At 36.2% G+C, this 23334-nt stretch carries 24 protein-coding genes; 10 read left to right on the top strand and 14 right to left on the bottom strand.

Annotation, left to right across the window (positions count from 1 at the left end):
• Window positions 1-67 precede the first annotated feature (67 nt).
• Together CM19_RS04955 and CM19_RS04950 are read right to left on the bottom strand one after the other, a co-directional pair.
• Window positions 68-946: a transcription initiation factor IIB gene (locus tag CM19_RS04955; RefSeq protein WP_048099338.1), complete on the bottom strand. Its 879-nt coding sequence runs from the start codon at window positions 944-946 to the stop codon at window positions 68-70.
• The gene (locus CM19_RS04950) at window positions 943-1227 is read right to left on the bottom strand and encodes an H/ACA ribonucleoprotein complex subunit GAR1 (RefSeq protein WP_048099337.1); all 285 of its coding nucleotides are present in this window, start codon (window positions 1225-1227) and stop codon (window positions 943-945) included. The genes CM19_RS04955 and CM19_RS04950 overlap by 4 nt, the downstream gene beginning before the upstream one ends.
• Window positions 1228-1416: 189 nt before the next feature.
• Between CM19_RS04950 and CM19_RS04945 the strand changes: the two genes are divergently transcribed.
• Both CM19_RS04945 and CM19_RS04940 read left to right on the top strand, forming a co-directional pair.
• Window positions 1417-2322 carry a coiled-coil protein gene (locus CM19_RS04945; protein WP_048099336.1) on the top strand — a complete coding sequence of 302 codons (906 nt, stop codon included), beginning with the start codon at window positions 1417-1419 and terminating at the stop codon, window positions 2320-2322.
• A complete protein-coding gene (locus CM19_RS04940) occupies window positions 2294-3349 on the top strand; it encodes a DUF373 family protein (protein WP_048099621.1) in 1056 nt (351 codons plus the stop codon). Before CM19_RS04945 ends, CM19_RS04940 begins: the two co-directional genes overlap by 29 nt.
• Here the strand turns inward: CM19_RS04940 and CM19_RS04935 are convergent.
• From CM19_RS04935 to CM19_RS04925, 3 genes are all read right to left on the bottom strand, one after another.
• Window positions 3344-3553, bottom strand: a complete 210-nt coding sequence (locus CM19_RS04935) for a DUF5622 domain-containing protein (protein ID WP_048099335.1) — start codon at window positions 3551-3553, stop codon at window positions 3344-3346. The two genes, CM19_RS04940 and CM19_RS04935, sit on opposite strands and share 6 nt — an antisense overlap.
• A gap of 31 nt (window positions 3554-3584) precedes the next feature.
• A complete protein-coding gene (locus tag CM19_RS04930) occupies window positions 3585-4151 on the bottom strand; it encodes a TATA-box-binding protein (RefSeq protein ID WP_268744935.1) in 567 nt (188 codons plus the stop codon).
• A gap of 127 nt (window positions 4152-4278) precedes the next feature.
• A complete protein-coding gene (locus tag CM19_RS04925) occupies window positions 4279-5025 on the bottom strand; it encodes a metallophosphoesterase (RefSeq protein ID WP_048099333.1) in 747 nt (248 codons plus the stop codon).
• A gap of 39 nt (window positions 5026-5064) precedes the next feature.
• Here CM19_RS04925 and dph5 point away from each other — a divergent pair, with 39 nt between their 5' ends.
• Both dph5 and CM19_RS04915 read left to right on the top strand, forming a co-directional pair.
• The gene (dph5, locus tag CM19_RS04920; RefSeq protein ID WP_048099332.1) at window positions 5065-5826 is read left to right on the top strand and encodes a diphthine synthase; all 762 of its coding nucleotides are present in this window, start codon (window positions 5065-5067) and stop codon (window positions 5824-5826) included.
• Window positions 5814-6482 carry a DUF357 domain-containing protein gene (locus tag CM19_RS04915; RefSeq protein WP_048099331.1) on the top strand — a complete coding sequence of 223 codons (669 nt, stop codon included), beginning with the start codon at window positions 5814-5816 and terminating at the stop codon, window positions 6480-6482. The genes dph5 and CM19_RS04915 overlap by 13 nt, the downstream gene beginning before the upstream one ends.
• Here CM19_RS04915 and CM19_RS04910 read toward each other — a convergent pair.
• Genes CM19_RS04910 through gatC form a run of 4 tightly spaced genes read right to left on the bottom strand, consistent with a single transcriptional unit; the run spans window position 6479 to window position 9955 of the window.
• Window positions 6479-7138, bottom strand: a complete 660-nt coding sequence (locus CM19_RS04910; protein ID WP_150111398.1) for a DUF120 domain-containing protein — start codon at window positions 7136-7138, stop codon at window positions 6479-6481. The two genes, CM19_RS04915 and CM19_RS04910, sit on opposite strands and share 4 nt — an antisense overlap.
• The gene (twy1, locus tag CM19_RS04905; protein WP_048099330.1) at window positions 7138-8211 is read right to left on the bottom strand and encodes a 4-demethylwyosine synthase TYW1; all 1074 of its coding nucleotides are present in this window, start codon (window positions 8209-8211) and stop codon (window positions 7138-7140) included. The genes CM19_RS04910 and twy1 overlap by 1 nt, the downstream gene beginning before the upstream one ends.
• A 35-nt stretch (window positions 8212-8246) precedes the next feature.
• Window positions 8247-9662: an Asp-tRNA(Asn)/Glu-tRNA(Gln) amidotransferase subunit GatA gene (gene gatA / locus CM19_RS04900; protein WP_048099329.1), complete on the bottom strand. Its 1416-nt coding sequence runs from the start codon at window positions 9660-9662 to the stop codon at window positions 8247-8249.
• Window positions 9663-9664: 2 nt separating this feature from the next.
• Complete coding sequence (gatC, locus tag CM19_RS04895; protein WP_048099328.1) at window positions 9665-9955, bottom strand: Asp-tRNA(Asn) amidotransferase subunit GatC; 291 nt, start codon at window positions 9953-9955, stop codon at window positions 9665-9667.
• A gap of 86 nt (window positions 9956-10041) precedes the next feature.
• On the opposite strand from gatC, the gene CM19_RS04890 reads away from it, so the two are divergent.
• Window positions 10042-10416: a hypothetical protein gene (locus tag CM19_RS04890; protein WP_048099327.1), complete on the top strand. Its 375-nt coding sequence runs from the start codon at window positions 10042-10044 to the stop codon at window positions 10414-10416.
• Window positions 10376-12007, top strand: a complete 1632-nt coding sequence (locus CM19_RS04885; protein ID WP_048099326.1) for a DEAD/DEAH box helicase — start codon at window positions 10376-10378, stop codon at window positions 12005-12007. The genes CM19_RS04890 and CM19_RS04885 overlap by 41 nt, the downstream gene beginning before the upstream one ends.
• Here CM19_RS04885 and CM19_RS04880 read toward each other — a convergent pair.
• From CM19_RS04880 to albA, 3 genes are all read right to left on the bottom strand, one after another.
• Window positions 11974-12459 (bottom strand): hypothetical protein, encoded by a 486-nt coding sequence (locus CM19_RS04880; protein WP_048099325.1) that lies wholly within the window; start codon window positions 12457-12459, stop codon window positions 11974-11976. The two genes, CM19_RS04885 and CM19_RS04880, sit on opposite strands and share 34 nt — an antisense overlap.
• 447 nt (window positions 12460-12906) lie before the next feature.
• Window positions 12907-13227, bottom strand: coding sequence for a hypothetical protein (locus CM19_RS04870; RefSeq protein WP_048099619.1), 321 nt, complete (start codon window positions 13225-13227; stop codon window positions 12907-12909).
• 76 nt (window positions 13228-13303) lie between these two features.
• Window positions 13304-13597, bottom strand: coding sequence for a DNA-binding protein Alba (gene albA / locus CM19_RS04865; RefSeq protein ID WP_048099618.1), 294 nt, complete (start codon window positions 13595-13597; stop codon window positions 13304-13306).
• 116 nt (window positions 13598-13713) lie between these two features.
• On the opposite strand from albA, the gene rgy reads away from it, so the two are divergent.
• The gene (gene rgy / locus CM19_RS04860; RefSeq protein ID WP_048099323.1) at window positions 13714-17157 is read left to right on the top strand and encodes a reverse gyrase; all 3444 of its coding nucleotides are present in this window, start codon (window positions 13714-13716) and stop codon (window positions 17155-17157) included.
• Here the strand turns inward: rgy and CM19_RS04855 are convergent.
• A complete protein-coding gene (locus CM19_RS04855) occupies window positions 17122-17391 on the bottom strand; it encodes a ribonuclease P subunit p25 family protein (protein ID WP_048099322.1) in 270 nt (89 codons plus the stop codon). The two genes, rgy and CM19_RS04855, sit on opposite strands and share 36 nt — an antisense overlap.
• Before the next feature lie 97 nt (window positions 17392-17488).
• A complete protein-coding gene (locus CM19_RS04850; protein WP_048099617.1) occupies window positions 17489-20245 on the bottom strand; it encodes a DEAD/DEAH box helicase in 2757 nt (918 codons plus the stop codon).
• 85 nt (window positions 20246-20330) lie between these two features.
• On the opposite strand from CM19_RS04850, the gene CM19_RS04845 reads away from it, so the two are divergent.
• The 3 genes from CM19_RS04845 (at window position 20331) to CM19_RS04835 (ending at window position 23323) form a co-directional block, all read left to right on the top strand.
• Window positions 20331-20570 (top strand): hypothetical protein, encoded by a 240-nt coding sequence (locus tag CM19_RS04845; protein ID WP_048099321.1) that lies wholly within the window; start codon window positions 20331-20333, stop codon window positions 20568-20570.
• Between the two features lie 372 nt (window positions 20571-20942).
• Window positions 20943-22391 (top strand): RtcB family protein, encoded by a 1449-nt coding sequence (locus tag CM19_RS04840; protein WP_048099616.1) that lies wholly within the window; start codon window positions 20943-20945, stop codon window positions 22389-22391.
• Window positions 22388-23323: a deoxyhypusine synthase gene (locus CM19_RS04835; RefSeq protein ID WP_048099320.1), complete on the top strand. Its 936-nt coding sequence runs from the start codon at window positions 22388-22390 to the stop codon at window positions 23321-23323. Before CM19_RS04840 ends, CM19_RS04835 begins: the two co-directional genes overlap by 4 nt.
• Window positions 23324-23334: the final 11 nt, after the last annotated feature.

Below are 23334 nucleotides of genomic sequence, written 5' to 3'. Positions count from 1 at the left end.
AAAACCACCTATAGTGCAAGTATATAATATTCTCGTACAAGCTTAATTACTTTTCTATTTAGCTGATCTATAAAGTAATGGTAATATCGAAATTTTTAATTATTTCTTTATATCTATTTCTTATTGTTACCTCTGAAATTCCTAATACTTCTGCTACTTCCTTCTGAGTTTTCTTTACATCCATCAATGTGCTTACAAGGTAGACAGTAGCAGCGCTCAGCGCCAAATAGCCTTTTCCGCTAGTTAATCCTGATTTATACATAACGTCAACTATTTCGGCTGCTTTTGTAGCAATTGGTTGAGGAAGTCTTAATTTATCTACTATATTTGGAATGTATTCGCCCGGTCTTATCTTTGGTTTCAGATTTTGCGATTGTTTAGAAACTCTTTGGACTCTTTGTAAAGCTTTCCAAAATTCACTTTGGGAAACGGAGTACTTACTTCTTAATTCCTGTAAATGTTTTGGTATTCCATTAACTTGGCAAGAAAAGTATAGGGCAGCAATTACAAGTGTTGTTCTGTCTATTCTTCTAGCGAAACCTGTTTCAACAAGCCTTCTTATTATGTAAGCAGCAGTTTCCTTTACGTGGTCAGGTAGTCCGAGTTTCGAGGCTTCATTATTTAGTTCTGAAAGAAAAGTAACGAGTTTTTTGTCCTTTGAAGATACTCTAATCTTATCCTGTAGTTTCCTCATCTTTAGTAATCTTATCCTATCTTTTACTCTTCCAGAACCTATCTTAGTGGAAAGACCTTGATCGTGAACTTTAAAAGTTAATGGAGAGCCGGTTCTTTCTCTCTCCATTTTATCCTGTTGCGTATAAGCCCTCCATTCTGGGCCTTGATCAATAATGTTATCCTCTAAAACATAACCACAGCTACTGCATATAGATTGACCTCTCTCCTGATCGTAGATAATGTTATCTGATGAACATACTGGGCATTTCATCTTCTATCCCTTCTTACTTTTTTTGATCTCTGGGGAAATTCTACATAAAGCTCTCCTTTAGGGGGGGAAGGTGTTATTGGGATAACAAGGGCATACGGATTTTGTACATTTCCTATGACGTCAATTACTTTACCTACTCTGTTTCCTTTACTATCTAAGACAATTCTGCCAATTGGATCATGCCTAGTATAGTCTACATCCCTACTAGCTTTAATTAACCATTTATCCTCTAGAACTTGCTTATAGAAGGTTCCAAGGTAAAATGTATTGATTTTTGTCACAAAAAATACTACTCATTCCCTGCGTTTATAAGTAAATGCTATAATACCAAGTCATTTTCTTCGTTAGTATTACTAGATGCGGACGGAGAATTATGGGGCAATTCTTTAAAAAGCATAGGTCATTCCTGTTTTTCTCCTTGAAGAAGTATTGGACAAAAATTATTAACATGGAGTAACTAATAGCATTCGATGAGCAATCAGACTAATGGCTCCGCAGACGACTCTTTGTACAAGAAAATAACTGATCTAAGAGAGGAAATTTCTAGATTAAAGGCAGTAAAGGCAAATAAAATAGACGAGTTCAGAAAATTAAAACAAAGAAAAATAGAAAAAATAGAAAAATATAAAAATATATATTCACAGATAGATACAGTAAGAAAGGAATTTAATGATAAATTAGAAAAAATAAAGGAGTTAAAATCTAGAAAGGAGATTTTAATGAACTCCTTACAAGAAATGAGAAAGGAATTTGAGGAATTCAAGTCTGCAATGAAAAAGACTGAAGGTTTAGATGCTATAGCCATAGAAAAGAGGATCCAAAACTTAGAGTGGAGGATACAAACATCATCGTTGAGTCTAGAGGATGAGAAGAAAATTATCCAGAAGATAGCAGAATTAGAGAAAAAACTAGCAGAAGCAAGAAAGGCAGTAAAATTAAAGGAAAAGGGTGCGGAGGAGAAAGCTGAGTTTTTAGCTAAAAGAATAGAGCTCTCTGCAGTGAGACAACAGCTTGCATCTCTTTTTGGTGAGTTAACTCAGAAAAGAAATCTGTTGAATTCACTTAAGGAAGAAAGAGATAAGGTTCGTTCTGAGGTAACAGAACTAAACAAACAACTAGACGATTTAAGAAAGCAAATAGAAGAGATAAACAATCAAATTAAGGTAAAGAACGAAGAATTGGGAAAGGCTGTTCAAGAGCAGAAAAACATGAGAAATCAGAAAAATAAGAGGAGTTCGCAGGAAATAGTGGAGCGGAAGAAAAAGGTTGCTGAAGAGAAATTGAAGGCGGGCCAAAGACTATCCTTTGAAGAACTCTTAATATTATATGGTGAAGATGGTAACTCAAATGGCAAGGACAATAATAATTTACGTTGATATCGATGATGATTTAGGGGTTATAGGCATTGAATCCCCAGTAGTTGGGGATAAGAGAGTCTATGAGGCGATAACTAAGGCTTCAGAGAGCTTAGCAAGCGATTCTGACTTTAATTCCATGGTAATGGCATATAATATTTTTAAAAAAATGAAAAAAGAGGGAGAAGATGTAGAGATTGTTTTTATAGCCGGTTCTCAGAGAGGTGGCCTAGAAGCACAAAAGAAACTCTCCCAAGAGTTAGAGGAAGTAATAGATAGGCTAAGACCAGAGGACGCAATAGTAGTTTACGATAGTCCAGAGGATGAAAAGGCTATTCCAATAATACAATCAAGGCTAAAAATAGCTGGAATAGAAAGAGTAATAGTAGAACAACATAGAGGAGTTGAGGAGACTTATATATTATTTAGTAAATACTTAAAGAAAATAATAAATGAACCCAGGTATTCTAGGCTATTTCTTGGCGTTCCTGGCGCAATACTTTTCATTTCTAGCTTGCTGGCAATTACTGGTTTAACCAGTTATGTAGCGCCCTCTATTTTAATGATAATAGGAGGGGCTATGATAGTTAGAGGATTTAACTTTGATGAAAAACTTGAGAAATGGTGGGAGAACTCAACTATTATGGTTATAGCAGCTATAATTTCTATTATTTCCTTAATTATCTCTGTGGTAAACGGTGTATTTACTGCCCAAGAAGTAAAAGGTGCTGTATACTTTCAAGTTTCTGCGGTTTTACTATCTATGATACCGTATATTGCTTTTTCACTGATTGTTCTATTTGCAGGAAAAGTAATTTCAAGAGCTATTGATAGAGACATCAAGTTGTGGCATGATGTAATAAAAATACTCACAGTTATATTATCCTATTACGTTATGGCTGATATTCTTAGAAATCTAGAGGAGGGAATATATTTTTTACAGTTTCAAACTCTATATTCCCTCTCAATATCATTTATAACACTTATTGCATCATATATAATTATGAACTTTATAGAAAAATACTATGGAAAGAAGTTTAGCTCATAAAAGAAAACTTTTTGACAATCTATCCCTTACTTCAACAGGTAGGTCATCTAGTTTAACTACTTTTGCTTTTCTAACCCTCCTTGATGTCCTAAATATGGGAATGTACCTATCTGGAGAGTTCTCATCTCTTTTCTTTAAAATCCTAACCTTAATGTAATATCCATTACCAACATTTACGTATATGTACTTTCCATGCTTTAACATAGTAAGCTCACTCTGATATTTAGATGAAGACTTATATTTCTAATTCTTCCTCTTCTTCTACCTGTTTTATGCAGTCCAGCTCGTTTAACTTGTCAAATATTTTTTTCACAGCTTTATACACTTCTTCTTCCCTCTTAGCTCCAGTAATTACCATTTTACCGCTGCTAAATATTAAAAGTACGACTCTAGGATCGTCCATCCTAAATATCAAACCCGGAAATTGCTCCGGTTCATACATATTATTCTCAAGAAGGAAAGCCGCTTTATCTAGATTTACGTGAACGTGCATATTAGCTGAGGCTACAATATTTTGAATCTGTATCTTAGGTTTTCCGGTTATTTTTATCCCATATTTTTTAAGCGTTTTTATTATCCTTTTTACAGATTTAATTAGTTCCTCTGTGCTCTTAGCTCCAGTTACCACCATTTTCCCTGACTTAAATATTAAGGACGTAACTTTAGGAGTCTCGAGCCTAAATATCAAACCCGGAAATTGATCAGGATCATACTCAACGTTTGGAACACTTCTCTCCATCGCATACAGGTCAAGCTGTTGATCTAAGGTAACTGTAGCGACAATATTCTCGATGCTTATAATTGGCTTATAAGTTGCAGAGTTAGAAATTCATATCACCAGAATAATTTCTTATATACCCATTTATAAACCCATTTTTAAGATGGAAAGACACTAAAATACACGTAAAATAACGTAAAAGAAATGTGGATTAAATAATTTTCTCAAGTATCCCTAATTCTGGGAATTCGATTATTCCTTCACCTTCCACTATTACAAAAGGCCTAGCTTTTTCTAAGATTGAGTGAGTCCTTATTATGGGACTCATATATGAACTATGTGATAAAGTAACGTCATTTCCAGACTGGTATATTCCAGTTGACGGTAAAATGATCACTTTACTATCTTCCTTAAGGGGGACATCTAAAAAGCATTGTAACTTCCTAGAGAAACCCAACCTATCCCTCAAACTTATCCTAGGATGCTCATGACCTATAATATAGATTTTCCCTTTTTCAATACCAACATCCTTATGGCCATGTAGAATTACTACATTATCAGCAGTAATTTGATCTAAAACTTCTACATTATCAAATTTGTCACTCACAAGCGTTATGTAGTTATCATGATTTCCCTTAACTATTTTCACCTCTGTATTATCTTCTTTAATTTTTGAGAGTATATCGTTAAGCTGTTCCCTTTCTTGTCTTCCCAAACCATTAAATTGGTGCTTAAAGTCTCCATCAATAATAATGTACTTTGGTTTGAATATATCCAATGCTTTCTTATAAATATTTAGAAATCTTTTCTCTTGAACTTTCGGTAGAAATATTCCTTTTCTAGCCATCTCTTCTTCGTATCCGATATGAACGTCCGATAACACTACAGCGTTTAATGACCTTAAATAAAGTACTGGTAAGTCCTCTTCTATTAGTATATCATGTTCAATTTCTATCATTCGCTCACCTTTATAACTCCCTAAACCCAAAATGGGTAAATGGGAGATCTTTATCTTATTGGACTTGGACTATCAAAAAGGTTTCTAACAAACGCCTCCATAGAGTCTATGAAAAGATCTGATGTTATTTTTTTGGACTCTTACACATCTCTTTCCTGCGATTTAAGTAAGGACGTATTGGAGGAGATCATAGGAAAGCAGATTAGCATAGTTAAAAGAGAGGATTTAGAACAGGGATATAGGAATATTATTGAAAGTCTCAAAACCAAGAACGTGGCTATAGCTACTGTAGGTGATCCAATGATAGCTACTACCCATGTAGGTCTAGCTGTTGAGGCTAGGAAAAACGGATATAATGTAAGAATAGTACCAGGTATATCAGTACATTGCTATATTATATCGAAGTCAATGTTATCATCTTACAAGTTTGGGAGATCAGTGACTCTAGTGTATCCGTATGAAGGGAAAACTGATATGACTACATACAACGTTATAAAGAGTAATCAAGAAGCAGGTCTTCATTCAATAATATATCTTGATTTAAGGGACGGAAAGCCTATGGATGGAAATGAGGCAATTAATCTTTTGCTATCAATGGAAAGCCAACGTAATGAAGGCGTTATAAGGTTAGATGACGTTCTTGTTCTAGGTGAAAGATTAGGTTGTGATGAAGAAAGAGTTTTTGCCTTGAGTTTTAGGGAAGCAATTAAGGTTAACTTGAATAGACCGCCATATATAATAATAATTCCGTCAAAGAAGTTACACTATATGGAGGTAGAGGCTTTGAAATGTCTTCATTGAAAGATAGAATATTGAAATATATTAGAGGAATGGACGAGCGTTTGTTACAGATAAAACTCCCTGAATATCAAAAGATCATTGATCTTGCTAGGCAGTATAAGGAGGACGCACAGTACTACCTAGAAAAGGGAGACTTAGAAACGTCAATTGTAGACATAGCCTATGCTGAGGGTCTTATAGACTCTATACTTATTGTAGCTGGGGTTGATCCCGATTCTCAAGTGTCTAAGAAGGTATTTGTAGGAGGAACTTTTGATATAATACACCCAGGGCATATAGAGTTTCTTAGAGAGGCCTCTAGATTAGGTAGAGTTTATGTATCTGTAGCCAGAGATAAGAACTCCGAGAAAGTTAAAGGAAGGAAGCCAATAAATCCAGAGGATCAAAGGCTTGACGTACTAAAGAGCATAAGATACGTGTACGATGCATTTCTAGGAGATGAGACCGATTTCCTCAAAAGTGTAGAAAAGGTTAGACCAGATATTATATTCCTTGGCCCAGATCAGAAAGTGAATGAAGATACGCTAAAAGCTGAACTAGAAAAGAGAGGAATAAAAGCGGAAGTTCAGAGACTTAAAGAGAGAATAAATAAGTGGAAACATAGCAGTACTAGTTCCATAATAAGAGAAGTTATGAATAGGTATTGTAAATCTTAGTTCATTGCGTTTATTTCTACTTCATCTCCATCTTTTAGCCCTAGCTTCTCTCTTATGTAATAAGGCGAGACTATTTCGATTACGCTTTTCGGATGGATTGATCTAAGAGGTATAACTATAGCTGCTGGTGCTACGTTATTAATTGAGGCAGGATAAGCCTTTACTGCACCTAAGACCTTGTTCTCTTCTCTATGTTCTGGGATCATTATTGACTTGCCAGATTCCAAAAAAAGTCTATTTTCAAATGAAATCTTATCATATATAACCACATTTAATGTACCAGGGTATGGAGAGAAACCTAGGAACTTTTTAAATGAGTCCATGTAATATTGCATTCCTAAAAATATTCTTCCCTCACCTAGTCCAGAGGTTACTTTTCCTAAAATTCTAATGTTATGCTGAAATGAAATTGCTTCTCTTATTGTTTCAAGGCAACTGTTTAAATATATCTCTCCTTCATCTGTAAGCCTAATGATTTCTCCTTCCTTTGAAATTGTTCTAGAGATAAGCTTTTTGTCCTCTAACTCCTTCAATTTTCTAGAGACAGACTGTTGAGACATTTCCAACTCTTTTGCAAGAAGTTGCTGTGTTATCTCTCCATTCTTTCTCATTATTGTTATTATTTTGCTTAAGATACATATTTCGCACAAAATCATTAACCCTCTGTGCATCCAGTTTCTGCTTCTTTATACTCTCCATTAATATCATCATCCATATCTTTTGTCGACCAGTTCCATCTATCTGTCCATGCATTACCTATCTGTATAGGCCTATCAATTTTACTGAGCAAAACTATTCTGCTTGGAACATGCTCAGAAATTATATTATATCCTGTGAATTTAGCTAAAATATTTGCAAACTCCTTTACCTCTGTATGTCTAGGCATCGCATCTCTAGTTAGTCTAAGTGTAGACGGTCCAACATGCATGTATGCTTTAACTTCAATATATGTGGGCATAGCAATTTTGATTAGTTCTGCAAATTCTTTAGCGTCTTCCTCGCTCATATTATATCCCTTTATCATTGTCATCCTTATTACAGTTGGTGAACTAAAGCTTGGTAAAATCTCCAGCGTTTCCATAAATAACTTCCAAGCATTAGGAACTATTGGTCTATTGATCATCTTATGCTTTCTTTCGTTTGGCGCTTGAATTGACACAAAGAGTTGAGTAGGTTCCTCTTCTAGGTTAGCAAGTACATCTGGCCTAACTCCGCTAGTGACTAGGAAAGTTGTCATGCCCTTTTTGTGGTATTCACTTATTAACTCCCCTATTTTGTCATAGAGCGTTGGCTCTCCTGTCAAACTTATAGCTACATGAGCTGGTTTAGTTGCCTCTTTAGCCATTTCTTTATCTACTTCTTCATGGCCAAAATATCCAGAAACTGCTCTCTTATGTTCCTCAATACTCCTTTCAGCTATATATTCCGGATCGTCCAGTATTGGCATTTTTGTCTCGTCCCATTCTAGGCCAACGTCTTCAGGCTCTAATCTCCAACAGTGAACGCATCTAAACCAACACCACGCAGCAGTTGGAGTCATCTGAACACATCTATGGCTTTCAATTCCGTAGAATTTACCCTTATAACAATACCTTCCTGAAGTTAAAGCTTCATGAGTCCAATGACACTTTTTGTAAGCACTGTGACTTCCAATTATGTGATACTTTTGTTTTTCCATTTCACTCATTATCTTACTAAGCGTATCAATCCTAAAGCTGGAAATCGTCATTTCAATCAATGTCAATTTAACTTTTAAGTTAAAAACTATGTTGGCGCGGTTAAATCATATAAGTTAGTAACTTTTTCCATGTATATACTAATTCCGATTAGTAGGCTGTCAGATAGGTATCTCCCCATCATCTGTACGCCTATTGGTAAATTATTGTAAAAACCTGCGGGCATTGAAAGAGCTGGAATAGCAGATAGGTTTGCTATAACAGTATTGATGTCCATAGCATACATCTTTACCGGATCATTTATTACTTCGCCAAGCCTTGGAGGTAATATAGGCATTGTCGGAGAAAGGAGTACGTCATATTTTGAGAATAGCTGATCTAAGTTACTTTTTATTAATCTTCTCACCTTTAGTGCTCTAATGTAAAATTGTTCATAGTAGCCTGCACTAAGGATAAATGAACCTAAAAGTATTCTTCTCTTTACCTCTTTTCCAAAACCTTCACCTCTATTTTTGCTGTAAACCTCAACCCAACTACCTTGATTGTATTTGCTAAAGCCGTACCTTACTCCATCATATCTTGCTAGATTGGAGCTAGCTTCTGACATAGCTATGATATAATACGCAGGAAGTGCATATTCAGCATAGCCCAGCTTGGTATAATCTATAGTTGCTCCTTCACTGCTAAATTTGTTTATCATGTTTTCAATAGATCCCTTTACAACTTTGTCTGACATTTCCATTATATCGCTTAGTACTCCTATTCTTAATCCCTTTACAGGTATTTCGTAAGGTTCCTTTTCTAGGGAAAATTTTATTGTTGTAGCATCTCTCCAATCCTCTCCAGAAATAATGGAGTATAAGATTCCCAGATCTTCAGCATTTTTTGCCATAGGTCCAATTTGTTCTAAGCTATTAGCATAGGCTATCAGACCATATCTACTTACAGTACCATATGATGGCTTTAGTCCAAACGTTGCGGTAAAAGCAGCAGGAGCCCTTATTGATCCTCCTGTATCACTACCTAATGCTAATTCAACATATCCTGCTGCGAGCGCCGCAGCGCTACCTCCTGATGATCCTCCTGGAGTTCTATCTATATCCCAGGGATTTCTGGTTGGTCCGAAGTAGCTAGTTTCTGTAGTAGATCCCATTGCAAACTCATCCATGTTAGTTTTTCCGATTATTACTGCTCCTTCTTTCTTCAATTTCTCTATTACTGTCGCATCATAAGGAGGAACATAATCGCTTAACATGAGAGACGAACAAGTTGTTCTAATACCTTTAGTTGATATTGCATCCTTTATGGCTATTAGAGATCCTGCTAATCTTCCTCCACTTTTTACTTTTTCCTCAACCTCTTTAATTACTTCCTCTTTATTTCTTAATGTTACAAAAGCGTTTACTTTTTCCTCAACTTTCTTTATCCTTTCAAAAGTTTTCTCAACGTACTCTTCTGGAGTTATATTTCCAGTTTTTAGTTTTTCTAGAATATTGGAGATCATTTTCACTCAACCGTAGAGGGGCCGATTATGTAACCGTTTTCCTTTCTCTTTACGTTACTTAAAGCCTCTTCTCGATTTAAAGAAGGTGATTCAACGTTATTTCTTAATTTACCTGATTCTATTGGATGAAATAAAGGTTCAGTTTTACTAAGGTCAAGCTCATCGATCTTATTAAAAAACTCAATTATTTCATTCAAATCTTTTTTGAGGTCTTCCTTCTCTACATCCTTAATTTCAATTAATGCGAGCCTTTCTAACCTTTTTATTAAATTATCGTCAACTATAACCTTCATTTGATTAGAGACTATTTTTTAAAGCTATAAGCGTTCTGATTCGAAGAACAGTTTACTTCTAATAATTATTAGGTGGATTTATTCTTATGGACGTTAATGTCTTATTGGACTCTGAAATCCCTGGAATTAGGGAAGCCTTAGAGTACGGTTTAGCTGAGGCACAATTCCTTGGCAAAGAGATGATAGGGCTTTCATTTTCTAATGGAGACGGAATAATTCTTTATATTAACCCATTCTCTGAACAAATCCATAAATTACTTTTTATAAGTTTTTCACAGAGAAATAATGGATTTCTTTCCCCTTTAGGCATATTTAAATATGAAGGAGGTAATACCATTTTTATTTACGAAATAACTAATTTGGCTGAGCTTCTAAAAAGTGAAGTTAATACAAGAGTAGAATCAGTAGAGGTAATTAAAGGTGTTCTTGAAGACTTTCTATTTGAAGCAATGGATCGATGAGGATACTTTCTCAAGACTTCTTACATTTTCAAGATTTCTTGGTAGAGATGATGGTGTTTCGCAGTTTGCAATTGATTTAGATAGGGCAAGATTAAATGGGGTAAAAATAGATGACATAGAATCCACATTAAAGGAGTTGGGTATTCAACTCTCTACAGAAGAGTTGGAGAAAATTAGAAATCATATTCCAAGCTATGATGTGGAGTTTGAGGTAAGGCAAGGAAGATTAATAATTATCCCACATGTTTACATCATGAACATACTGAAGGCCAAAAGTAACACAGATATAAAATACGACAAACTTACAAAGTATTTCTTCTCATCTCCTTATTATTACGAGGATTTGTTAAAGCTCTTTGAGGAAAATGGATTAAGGGTAAGGAAGTTGCAGGTGGAACATAAAGATTTCGACTTTGAACTTGACGTGAATTTAAGGAGTTATCAGATTGAAGCTGTAGAAGCTTGGAAGTCAAACAACTTTAGGGGTGTGATCTCTTTACCTACTGGCTCAGGTAAGACTATAATAGGAATTAAAGCGATAGAGGAGGTAAAAAAACCTACATTGATAATCTCTTTTACTAAAGAACAAATGTTTCAATGGAGAGACTCAATAATAAAGTTCTCAAAGATAAGGCCAGAGATAGGTCTTTTCTACAGTGATGAGAAAGTTATAAGGCCCATAACTATCTCCACCTATCAAACAGCTTATAGACATTTAGACGATTTATCAACAAAGTTTGAAGTTCTCATAATTGACGAAGTTCATCATTTACCTGCGGACAAGTTTAAGAACATTGCTTTAGGTCTTATCTCCTCGATGAGGTTAGGTCTTTCTGCTACACCTTATAGGGATGACGGTAGACATGATGAGTTATTTAGATTAATGGGTGGGTTAATTTACTATAAAAGTCCAAATGATTTAATAAAAACTGGATATTTAGCTCCTTATGATGTAATTCAAGTTAGCGTTTACTTAAGTAAGACCGAGAGACAGAGATACAAGGACTTAACGAACAAATTTAGAGTCTTCTCAAAGGGAAAGAGAGTTACTGATTTAGTCACCTTAGCTAAGAACGGCGACTACAATGCGATTAATGCACTTAAGATATATTCTGAAATAAAGAAATTAATTGGAAACGCTGAGAATAAAACGGTAAAGCTTAGGGAGATATTGGAAAAAGAGAAAGGGAAGAAGATACTCATTTTTACACAATACGTAGAACAGGCAGAAAGTATAGCAAGGGAATTCAACGCTATGTTAGTAACCGGCAAAATGACTAAGTCAGATAGAAAAGAAATACTTAAAAGATTTAAGACATCTGCTGAGGGTAGGCTAGTCTTAACTACTGTTGGAGACGAAGGATTAGATATTCCGGATGCAAGTGTTGGAATAATAGTTACAGGGACTAGTTCAAGAAGACAGTTTATTCAAAGACTAGGTAGACTTCTTAGACCTATGAATGGAAAGAGAGCTATATTATATGAGCTAATCGTTAAGGGTACATCAGAGGAATATCAAGCAAAAAAGAGGAAAACGGAGAGCCTATTAGAGGAACTTCAAAGCTCCTCAGAGTACTCTGACGAAATATAGTAAAGTAGAGAATAAGCAGCAGCTTGAAGTATAGCCTTTTCATCTATTGAGGCAACATGAATTTTACTCTTTTCTATGTATATTAATGGGAATCCATTAGCTTCTACTATAACGTTTTTTGAATTAGCTGGTTCTATACTAATTTTCTTTCCAGAAATCAACTTAGAGAGAACGTAGCCAGGAGTGAATTCTGGACTTAATATCTTTATCTTAGCGTTAACCATTATTTTACCTTTATGAAATATAATCTCTTCATTTCCCTTAACTCTTACGCCGTCAACCCAATACTTTCCCTTCAGACTTCTAGAGCACATATTACTAATTACTGAAAGAGGCGGAAATGCAATAAACTTGTCTCCAACTAATGCGGAAAAGGGTCTAACTACAATTACGTCTCTAATTTTTACCTCTTTTTCACCCGGATAACAAATACCTCCTTCTACGTAAGGCATAGGCTAAATATTCCTCGAAGAATATAGACTTATCGTGAGAGTAGTTAGTTAAAAAGGGAATGTTCTACATTTTTAACGCGAAAAGTATATAGGCATAAGAAAATGTTTAATTTAACTCCTAAAGGAGTTCACGATGAGATAACTTGTAAGGACTGATAAAGAAGTGATGACTAACCGGGCTATTGAGTGTGATGCTTATGAGATGGTTGAAGAAGAGGGAAGTTGTGATATATTTTCTACTTTATAGGAAATTTGGCTACTCTCAATTTAATTTAGGGGAAGCCTTGTATGAGCTTTCTCCTTTCTTTTCAAAGAAGGTAAGCTTAAGCGTTATTAAGTACCTTGTAAAACTTGGCTTATTGATAAGAAATAATAATTACTACTTTACATTAGTACCTTTCGAAGAATATATTTTATTAAATAGCTATGATTACTTAAAAAGAAGATCTAGTCTTCGTCGTAAAATTCAATAGTTATCTTCACTTTTACGTCTTGCTTAGAAAGTGGAGGTATATTATTTCCAAAGTCTACTCCAACGGAGATTGGATTTCCTAGAGAGTCATTAAATTTAACATCTGCCACATAGTGCTTCTGAGGAGACTGTGACATTGCGTTCATTATCTCATTATATATTCTTGAAAAAGCCATCTGTAGCGCTATTGGACTAGAGAAATCTTCTGGCTTAAGCTGTATCGAAGTTAAATTTCCCATTACTTCTCCTATCTTAGCTTTTCCCTCAAATTCTACCTTATGTACTGGTTGTGACATTCCCATCAATTTATGTATTATCTTTCCAACTATTAAAGGTAATGGAATGATATACAAAAAAGCGTATTTAGTTACCTTAAGCCTTTTTCTTTATCGTTACTTCTATTGTTGATACTCTAGACTGCTTTCCATCTTGGCTTGTTACTACTTGGCTTCCTATACCTATAGCCTTAATCTCTATTTTGTCGGGAAGGAATCTGTTTCTAACTATCTCTACAGTGTCTACAGCTTTGCTAATTGCCCTTCCTCTAGCCTTTATTACTATTTCAGGTACACCTTGGTTTAGCAGAGTTAAAGCTGCTAATACGTAGTTCATTACTGGTTTTTTACCTATTAATACTACATTACTTGGAGTTGGAGCTGTGCTCATTTTATTCACCCATGTGCCGACCAATTTACACACGAGAGAAGTTAAAAAGTTAACCTACACGGTAACATTTTGTTTTTCCTCTTATAAAGTAGTCCCACTTGTAGTTGTCATTTAGCATGGTTACTTCAGTATACCAAAAGTTCTGTCCTAACTGTGGAGGATCAATAGAGGATTTCAGGGCACTACAAGGTTTGCCCTGCACTTCTTGTCTTCCTGGTGATTCTACCGGCTTCTCTAATTTAACTCAGGCTGAAAAGATCAAATCCGTTTACCATCTTCTAGTGAAAGGAAATAAACTTAAGGCTTATTGGAACCTTTACTATTCCCTTGAGCTTTCTGAGGAGGTAATAAGGCATTTTTCCGGAGTTGTTGGCCATGAGCCATGGTCACTCCAGAAACTTTGGCTAAGACGACTGGCTGAGGGTAACAGTTTTTCAATGTCTGCTCCAACTGGAATGGGAAAGACAACAACAATAATAGCATATTCAACTTACTTGAAGGAAGGAGTTCTATACATAGTTCCTACAAAACCGCTTCTTCAACAGATATGTAAGAAAATTGGCGGAATAGTTGAAAGAGTTAACTGTGGGAACGTCGGTGATGGAATAAGTTTAGTTACTGTGAATTATATAAATAGAAATTTTGAACAAATAAAGGAGTATAGGCCAAAATTAATCGCTGTAGACGATGCTGATGCTCTAGTGAAGAGCGGTAAGACAGTTGACAGGTTAGTGACGATAATGGGTATTCCAGACGGAGTTTACGAGGATGCAATGAGGCTTGTGAGACTTCGTAGGTTGCTAGTCTTTGAGGAAAAAAGAGAGGAGGTCGAAAAAAAGATAGCAGAGCTTGAAAGAAGGATATCTAGTTTTAACAGCACAGTTGCTCAACTTGTAGTAGCTAGCGCAACTCTAAGACCAAGGGGGATTAAACAGAAGGCATTGAAATATATAACTGGTTTTGATATGGGCACAGTCCAGATATATGCTAGAAACATAATAGATTCTTATAGACATTCCCTAGATTTAGGAATAATAGATGAATTAGGCGCAGGCGGATTAATTCTAGTCTCGAGGGATTATGGAAAGGAAAAAATAAAGGAAGTTAAGGCTGAACTAGAGAGTAAAGGTTATAAGGTATCTTTAGCTACAAGCGGGAAGAAATTTCTTGAAGATTTCTCCTCTGGTAAGGTTGATTTTCTAATAGGTTCAGCTTCCTATTATGGTGTAGCTGTTAGAGGGATAGATGAACCAAAGAGACTTAAATACGTTGTTTTTTATGGAGTTCCTAAAAGTAAAATAAGAGCTGGAGATGCTATACTTAATCCGTTTACTTTATTGAGAGTTTCTAGACTATTGGGGGTAAATATAGACGAAGAGAAGATTCTTAGCCTAAATCCAGCTGAAGCTCAAGTAATAAAGATAGCTCTTTTGAAGTCTCAAAGGTTGTCCGGAAAGTTAGGCGAAGTCCAGGATTATATAACGGAAAGAGTAAAGGAAATAAGGGAGAAATTTAAGAGCTTACCCGATCAAATAATTGGGGAAACATTCGCGTTAAAGAGAATAGGAAAGGAAGTATACCTAGAGTTTCCAGACGCTATAACTTACCTTCAAGGGTCAGGAAGAAGTAGTAGACTGGTAAATGGTGGATTAACACTAGGATTATCTATTACCCTGATTGACGATGACGTTCTATATGGGATGCTAACAAAGAAACTCAAGTACTTGGTTTACGGCTTTTCTCCATCTAAGCTAGAGGACGTTGATTTGAGCTCAGTTAAGAAGGAAATTGTTAGGAGTAGGGAGGAGGAAAATAAACAGTTGAACATAACTACTGGCCTTTTGATTGTCGAATCTCCCACAAAGGCTAAAACGATCAGTAAAATGTTCGGCAATCCTGCACGTAGAGTTATAGGTGGAGTTCCAGTTTATGAGACAGTAGCAATTGATGGTTCTAACGTTTATATTCTCGATATAGTAGCTACTAGAGGTCACTTGACTGACTTAACTACAGAAGATCTAGGCTATTATGGTGTAAATATGAAGGATGAAGACTTCTATCCGTACTATTCTCCTCTCTATAGATGTATAAACTGTAGGAGAGTTATTTCTCAAGAAGTTGATAAATGTCCATATTGCGGTTCTGCCCTTATTACGACTACATTATCAAACGTTAACGCTATCAGAAAAATAGCTAGCGAAGTGGAGAACGTGTATATAGCTACAGATCCGGACGTAGAGGGAGAAAAGATAGCCTATGATGTTGCAGTGAGTGTTTCTCCTTATAATAGTAACGTTCATAGGGTAAAGTATCATGAGGTCACTAGAAATGGAATAATAAATGCCTTAAGAGATATAGGTTCACTCGATCTAAATCTCGTTAACGGACAAATAGTTAGGAGAATAGAGGACAGATGGATTGGTTTCGAGTTAAGCAAAATTCTCAAGTTGAAGTTCTCCAGTAGAAATTACGGCGCTGGAAGAGTTCAAACTCCAGTTCTGGGCTGGATAAGTAGTAGGACTAAAGAGTATAAGAATAACATGTGTTATGTTGCCTATATAAAGCTTGGGAACTACGTTCATAGAGTCTTTCTAGATAAGAGAGAGAAAATAGAAGAGGTTAACGTAGAAAAATTAGGCGAAAGAACAGAGGTTCTGCTTCCTCTACCGCCCTTCACTACAGATAGCCTACTAATAGAGGCGTATAATAAGTTTAGGCTACCAGCTGAAAGAGTTATGAGAATAGCCCAAGAATTGTTTGAATCTGGATTTATCACATATCATAGGACGGATAGTACTCATGTTTCATCTAGGGGAATAGAGGTTGCTAAGGAGTATCTCGAGAAAAAAGGCCTAGGAAAACTGGTCCCCAGAAGTTGGGGGAATGAAGGAACACATGAGGCAATTAGACCTACAAATCCAATAGACGTTGATGAACTTAAGAAAGAAATCGAGGAGAACCCGGAAATATATTTTGTCAAGTTTAGCTGGTCACACTTCGCAATATATGACCTAATATTCAGGAGATTTATTGCAAGTCAAATGGAAGGATCAATAGGAAAATATGTAAAATATAGAATAAGTGTTCTGGATCAGAAGAGCGAATTAGAACTTCTTATGGAAGTAGCTGGAGGTTACTCTGCAGTAAATCCACCTAGAACTTATACTCTTCCTCAGGGAAAGATAAAGCCTGAATATACGATCTCGAGAGGTTCAAGAATAAAGTTAATGAGCTACGCTGAAGTTATAAGGGAAATGAAGGAGAAAAATATAGGTAGGCCTAGCACATACGCTAAAACCATCCAATCCTTGAAAGGTCATGGATATATAGTGGAGAGTAAGAGAAGATCAATCTTAGTCTCTACAAAGAAAGGCATCCAAGTTCATGAATTCCTCTCATCAAATTTTGGTCCGTTAATATCTGAGGAGACTACGTCGGATTTAATGAGCAAGATGGATATGGTAGCTTCTGGTTCCATAAATCCAAATTTGGTTTTAAATAGTATATTGACTCAAATGAAAGGTCTAGTAAATCCTCTTAAGTCTGAGCAAGAGATATGATATCCTTCTTCTATCCTTTGTCTCACTTCCTATACTTGTGCCTTCAAGGGAGACTCCATCGCCTAACCTATCTTTTATTGCATTATATACATCTGCTACCTTATCTATTTCTCTCCCATAACCCTTTATCTCAACTTCTTGTGTTCCCTTGTTAAAAACCTCAAGCACGTCTAAAACGTGCTCTTCCACTGTCCTAGTTCTACTGACTACCAACTGGTAGGGTTTCTCAGCCATTTTTCTTCACACATGAAGAACTTTCTTAAAAAATAAATCTATTGTATCAGTAACACGGGCCACATTCATCTCTCATGGAAAGGGCTCTCATCACTACTTATGAATATTTCATGCTTTGTATATAAGCTACTGCATTTAAGAGGACGTATGGAGCTATTCCCTTGTTCATATAGTAAAACCTAGGGGAAAAGGTATACACAAACGGATCTACAGGATCTCCAACCCTCAACTCTCCTATTTCTTCAAAGGGAATTCTTCTTTTAATCTCATCTGGGCTCTCGAATATTTCTTTAGCCTTAAATATGAGCTCAGTAGAGACTGATCCGTTATACGGCTTTATTGTTGCAATGAAAGTTTCATTTTCGTTAACAGGGGTAAAGGAGCTATAGAAATCGCAGGATTTAGCTATTTTCTCCATTTCCTCAGCTACACACCACCTTATTTCCTTACTATCTACGTCTATGAAGTTTGTTATTCTATACTTTGAATCTGGCTTTCTCATTTGCTTTAACCTAGCCTCCAACGTCTTCGGGGATATACCAGTCATCTCCGAAAGTTCGTTAGCTGTATAAGCTCCACCCTTTAATGTATCGTATATAACTGTTTGTAGTCCACCTATCCAAGGTTTTATTGGTGCCTGTAGCATTACAGCGTATCCTAGAGGAGTAGGTTTATTGCTCTCAACTATCTTGATCTTACCCTCTTTTAGATCCTTTAAGAAACGCATAGTTCCCTTTATGCTAAAGTACCTGAGTACTGTCTGTCTTAGCGCTTCTCTTACTACAAACTTGTCCTCGTCTGGTTTTATCTTGCCTACTTTCCCGAAGCTAATCTGTATTTCCTTTAAAGTAGAGAAGAAGAGTGGAGATCTAAGAATTGACTTGATTATGAGCCCTCTTAGTTTCTTATCATTTATCTTAAGAATTTCTTCAAGTAAGTTCTTTTCATCAATCCTGCTTATGGAAAAACCGTAGATGGAGTACCTAGCATGGATGTTTAAGGAGTTCTCGGCAGCGGCTAGATATAGAAGCATGTGAGCTAGAGTACCGGAAATTCTTTCGTTAATCAGAACCGAGTATACTATCTCATCCTCTCTACGTTCTACTATTATTGTTCTAAGCGAAGGGAGATTAACATTGATATTATCGTAAGTCTGTTTGATTCTTTTAATTAATGGATTTTTTTGATTTCCCCTAAGGATCTTTGAGATCTCAATTGGTAACAAGTAGGATTTGGATATACTGTCTCCTCTCCATATCGGTATCTCTCCTTCACAATTCTCAGCTGGAGCAACATCCAAACTATTCCTACTAGTGTTTATCTTTAAAACTCTCCAAAGACGTCCTCCTACTCTAAGGATATCCCCGCTTCTTATTTGCTTATATACGTAGATCGCGTCTATTTCTCCTATTGTCTTGTCTCCCCATCTAAGGGAAAATGTCTCATCGTTACTTATTGTGGAAAAAAACTCTGAAAAGCTCCTAGACCAACTATACCCATTTTTCTTGTTAAAACTCCAGAGCTTAAAGAAGAACTTACCCAACGAAACCTTATTTCCATTTAGGGAAAGAACACCTGTTTTTGCCATGTATAAAATTAATTCTTCAAATTTATCCTCCTTTAAACCCCTAAACGGATAAGAGGATGTTATTATTTTATATATCCTTTCCTTCTCCAGCTCGCCATACTGTAAAACTATACCTATAGATTCTCTTGCAACAATATCTAGTCCTCTGCATACCTTGGTCTTTTCTAATTTACCTTTATGAGCTAACCGTTTTATGGCTAAAGCCTCGAGGATGTCAAAATCATATAAGCAGATTATTTCTCCCACTGGCCTTCCGTTTATTTTATGTCCGCTTCTGCCTAACCTCTGAAGGAATGAGGAAACTGATGGAGGAGGTCTAAACATTATTACCTTCTTTATCTCTCCAACGTCTATCCCTAATTCTAACGTTTTTGTGCAGATAACAGCTCTAGCCTTAGAATTCCTTAAATTGTCTTCTACAGCGTTTTTGCTTTCCCTAGAAATTGATGAATGATGAACATAAAAGTCGTCCCCAAACTTCTCTAACTCTTCATGTAATCTTTCAGTTATAAATCTAGAATTTGCAAATATTAAGGATGGTTTCTCTATAGAGTTAACAATTAATTTAGATGCATCCTTCCAGATATCGTCTTTTCCTTGGACTTTAGTTATGCCAAGATCGAACTCCTTCTTTTCTCCAACCCTTATTATTTGAGACTCTCTAGACGAGGAACCGAAAAGGAAAGAAGACATCAAATCTTCATCATTTACTGTAGCGGATAGTCCTATTCTCTGAAAGTCATAACCAGAAAACTCCTTTAATCTTTCAAGAAGTATAGATAATTGGGTTCCTCTTTTCGAGTTAACCAGCTCATGTATTTCATCTACTATAATCCACTTTACGTTCTTGTAGTTCTCCCTAAATCTGCTAGCCCAATCTAGGTCAATTTCTAGACCTTCTGGAGTTGTTACCACTATGTGTGGGACCAGCTTTAATCTCATATTTTTTTCCTTCTGCGGAACTTCTCCGTGCTTCCTACTAACATAAAATCCTAGTCTTGAGGCCCACCAGTTTATTCTTATAGTTAAGTCGTTTATTAACGCCTTAAGTGGGGTTATGTAAATTAAGGAAACAGGTTTTACGTCATATTTTAACATTTCATTCAATACTGGAATTAGCGCTGCCTCAGTCTTCCCTAAGCCTGTTGGTGCTATCAATAACGTATTTTTGCCCTGAAGTATGGGATCTAGAGATTTCTGTTGAACTTCTGTCATTCCATTCCAGTTCCTCTCCGCTATTAGGTTTAGTAAACGTTGGTTCAGCATATTATTTCCCTTATATTTTTGCTCCAATGCTAAAGCAACCAATCCAGTAATTTTTAAAAATTTAAATTCAGCCATCCACTTTGATATGGAAAAATACGTTTGTTTAACGTGCGGTAGACCATTTAATGAAGGGCAAGGTATAATACTAAGGATAGGCGAGAGGGATCTAACGTTCCATAGTAAGGCATGTGCGTATAAGTTTTTGAAAGAGGTTTTACAAAACGCTGACAGTGGATGTATCTCAAGTCCTTTAAGGGAGATTTATAGGAAATATGATGAAATAAGGGAAAAAATTGAAGAGAGAGCCAAGAAGAAAAAGATCTAGGGCAGAATTAAGAAGATCCGCAATAGGTTTTTCCTCACTTTTCAGTGTCCGCCACACTCTTCATTCATTCAAGGTTATAGAACAAGAATTTATACTTTACCTCTATTCACTTTGTTAAACAATTAGCTTTTAAGATAAGAATATATTTTGATATTATACCTTAATTAATAGTTATTTATGTTTTACATTAAATATTGTAAGCTGAAAATTGGTTAAATATTACTATTAATAATAAATATTAAAATATTTATTCTAGTTAGACTAGAAATTCTTGATAAAAATCTTCCTAATCCTTATAGTTACTTATATGTAAAGTCAGTATCATTAAGTAGATTTATAAATCAAAAAACCCGTATGAAACTTTGGAAAGTTATGGTCGTTAACGTTAAACGCATAGGCTCATACGAGTGGAGAATAGAAAAGACTGAACAGTCCTGCATGAGAGTACCGGTTACAGTGTTCGCGGACGATGTATTAATAGAGAAGATGAAACAAGATCTTACTTTAAAACAAGCTACTAATGTAGCATGTTTGCCTGGAGTAAAAGAGGGCATTTATGTCCTTCCAGATGGACATCAAGGATACGGTTTTCCAATTGGTGGTATTGCTGCTACATCAATAGATGAAGGAGGAGTTGTCAGTCCAGGTGGAATAGGTTACGACATAAACTGCGGAGTTAGATTGCTTAGGACTAACTTGGATTATGACGATGTTAAGCCAAAGCTAAACGAACTAGTTAATGAAATTTATAGAAACGTACCGAGTGGAGTAGGCAGTGAAGGAAAGGTTAAGCTTACTTCTTCTGAGCTTGATAAAGTACTTTCTGAGGGAGTCAAATGGGCAACAGAAAAAGGATTTGGTTGGTCTGAGGATATGGAGAATATTGAGCAAAGGGGAAGTTGGGATCTAGCAGAGCCAGATAAGGTAAGTAGTATAGCCAAGAAACGTGGATCAGCTCAACTAGGAACATTAGGAGCAGGAAATCACTTCCTTGAAGTTCAAGTTGTTGACAAGATTTACAATGAGAGAATAGCTAAGGCCTTAGGAATAACTCATGAAGGACAGGTAACGGTAATGATACACACAGGTTCTAGGGGGCTGGGTCATCAGATAGCAAGTGATTATCTGCAGATAATGGAAAGGGCAATGAAGAAGTATAACATACAAGTCCCTGATAGGGAGTTAGCGGCAATACCTTTTAGTACTAGGGAAGGACAGGACTACTTCCATGCTATGGTATCAGGAGCAAATTTTGCATGGAGTAATAGACAACTAATAACTCATTGGGTTAGAGAGAGCTTTGGAAAGGTCTTTAAAGTAGATCCAGAAAAATTAGACCTTCACATAATTTACGATGTTGCGCACAATATAGCTAAAATCGAAGAGTATGATGTTGATGGAAAGAGGGAAAAACTCCTAGTTCATAGGAAAGGTGCAACTAGGGCATTTCCTCCAGGAAGTCAAGAAATTCCCGTAGAACATAGGGAGACTGGACAAGTTGTCCTAATACCTGGAAGTATGGGAACAGCTAGTTATGTTATGACTGGAATACCTGAAGGTAGAAGAACTTGGTTCACCGCTCCTCATGGTGCAGGCAGATGGATGTCTAGAGAAGCTGCGGTAAGGAGCTATCCAACTAATACAGTAGTAGAAAACCTTGAGGAAAAGGGAATAGTTGTTAAAGCAGCTACTAGAAGAGTTGTAGCTGAGGAAGCTCCTGGAGCATATAAGGATGTAGATAGAGTAGCTAAAGTAGCAGATGAAGTAAACATTGCTAGACTTGTCCTAAGGTTAAGACCAATAGGGGTGACTAAGGGTTGAATAGGGATGACATTCTTAAGGAGGAAGTGCAGGATATCACGTTAGACGATTTGAAGGGGTTAAATAATTACTTAGACATTTTAGCGAAGATTCACGGGTTTACGGCATCCTCGGTCTTTCTGGGCTCTAGAATTTTGAAGGATATGGTTAAAGATGCAGATCTGAGGTTTATTTCATTTACTGCAAATCTAGTATCTACTGGCCTGCGAGGCTTATTTGCTGACATGATATCTAGAGGATACTTTAACGTAATCATAACAACTGGTGGTACAATAGATCACGACATTGCCAGAAGCTTTGGCGGTAAATACTATAAAGGTATCTTTGAGTATGACGATAATATGTTAAGGGAAATGCGTATACATCGGTTAGGTAACGTCTTAGTTCCCTTTGAGTCCTACGGGAAAGTGGTGGAGGATGTAGTGAAGGAGGTACTTGATGATGTGATCAAGGAAAAGAAGGAATGGCCTGTCTATGAGCTTCTTTGGGAATTTGGCAAGAGAATCAAGGATAATAACTCAATACTTAGATCTGCTTACGAGAAGAAGGTGCCCATTTTCGTTCCTGGCGTAATAGATGGAAGTTTTGGGACAAACCTTTTTATTAGATCTCAGTTTAACGGTCTTAGGATTAATCTGTTTGAAGATATGAGAAATGTAAAGGATATGATATTTTCCTGCAATAAGTCTGGGGCTCTCATTATAGGTGGTGGGATAAGCAAACATCATACAATATGGTGGAATCAGTTTAAAGACGGTCTAGATTACGCAGTATACCTAACTACTGCTCAAGAGTATGATGGAAGTTTAAGTGGGGCAAAGCCAAGAGAGGCAATATCATGGAATAAAATTAAAGAAAATGCAGAAAATACAGTAATTTATGGGGATGCTACAGTTATTCTTCCTATATTGGCTTCAGTCTTATTAAGCTAATTTCTTAATAT

The sequence above is a fragment of the Candidatus Acidianus copahuensis genome (assembly GCF_000632495.1).
Classification (GTDB): domain Archaea; phylum Thermoproteota; class Thermoprotei_A; order Sulfolobales; family Sulfolobaceae; genus Acidianus; species Acidianus copahuensis.
This window is presented reverse-complemented; position numbering and strand designations above follow the sequence as displayed.

What these genes read in the sequence shown, in the direction of transcription:
- CM19_RS04955 (WP_048099338.1), bottom strand. Translation starts at nt 946, where the DNA reads ATGAAATGCCCAGTATGTTCATCAGATAACATTATCTACGATCAGGAG.
- CM19_RS04945 (WP_048099336.1), top strand. Translation starts at nt 1,417, where the DNA reads ATGAGCAATCAGACTAATGGCTCCGCAGACGACTCTTTGTACAAGAAA.
- CM19_RS04940 (WP_048099621.1), top strand. Translation starts at nt 2,294, where the DNA reads ATGGCAAGGACAATAATAATTTACGTTGATATCGATGATGATTTAGGG.
- CM19_RS04935 (WP_048099335.1), bottom strand. Translation starts at nt 3,553, where the DNA reads ATGTTAAAGCATGGAAAGTACATATACGTAAATGTTGGTAATGGATAT.
- CM19_RS04925 (WP_048099333.1), bottom strand. Translation starts at nt 5,025, where the DNA reads ATGATAGAAATTGAACATGATATACTAATAGAAGAGGACTTACCAGTA.
- dph5 (WP_048099332.1), top strand. Translation starts at nt 5,065, where the DNA reads ATGGGAGATCTTTATCTTATTGGACTTGGACTATCAAAAAGGTTTCTA.
- CM19_RS04915 (WP_048099331.1), top strand. Translation starts at nt 5,814, where the DNA reads ATGTCTTCATTGAAAGATAGAATATTGAAATATATTAGAGGAATGGAC.
- CM19_RS04910 (WP_150111398.1), bottom strand. Translation starts at nt 7,138, where the DNA reads ATGATTTTGTGCGAAATATGTATCTTAAGCAAAATAATAACAATAATG.
- twy1 (WP_048099330.1), bottom strand. Translation starts at nt 8,211, where the DNA reads ATGACGATTTCCAGCTTTAGGATTGATACGCTTAGTAAGATAATGAGT.
- gatA (WP_048099329.1), bottom strand. Translation starts at nt 9,662, where the DNA reads ATGATCTCCAATATTCTAGAAAAACTAAAAACTGGAAATATAACTCCA.
- gatC (WP_048099328.1), bottom strand. Translation starts at nt 9,955, where the DNA reads ATGAAGGTTATAGTTGACGATAATTTAATAAAAAGGTTAGAAAGGCTC.
- CM19_RS04890 (WP_048099327.1), top strand. Translation starts at nt 10,042, where the DNA reads ATGGACGTTAATGTCTTATTGGACTCTGAAATCCCTGGAATTAGGGAA.
- CM19_RS04880 (WP_048099325.1), bottom strand. Translation starts at nt 12,459, where the DNA reads ATGCCTTACGTAGAAGGAGGTATTTGTTATCCGGGTGAAAAAGAGGTA.
- CM19_RS04870 (WP_048099619.1), bottom strand. Translation starts at nt 13,227, where the DNA reads ATGTCACAACCAGTACATAAGGTAGAATTTGAGGGAAAAGCTAAGATA.
- albA (WP_048099618.1), bottom strand. Translation starts at nt 13,597, where the DNA reads ATGAGCACAGCTCCAACTCCAAGTAATGTAGTATTAATAGGTAAAAAA.
- rgy (WP_048099323.1), top strand. Translation starts at nt 13,714, where the DNA reads ATGGTTACTTCAGTATACCAAAAGTTCTGTCCTAACTGTGGAGGATCA.
- CM19_RS04855 (WP_048099322.1), bottom strand. Translation starts at nt 17,391, where the DNA reads ATGGCTGAGAAACCCTACCAGTTGGTAGTCAGTAGAACTAGGACAGTG.
- CM19_RS04850 (WP_048099617.1), bottom strand. Translation starts at nt 20,245, where the DNA reads ATGCTGAACCAACGTTTACTAAACCTAATAGCGGAGAGGAACTGGAAT.
- CM19_RS04845 (WP_048099321.1), top strand. Translation starts at nt 20,331, where the DNA reads ATGGAAAAATACGTTTGTTTAACGTGCGGTAGACCATTTAATGAAGGG.
- CM19_RS04840 (WP_048099616.1), top strand. Translation starts at nt 20,943, where the DNA reads ATGGTCGTTAACGTTAAACGCATAGGCTCATACGAGTGGAGAATAGAA.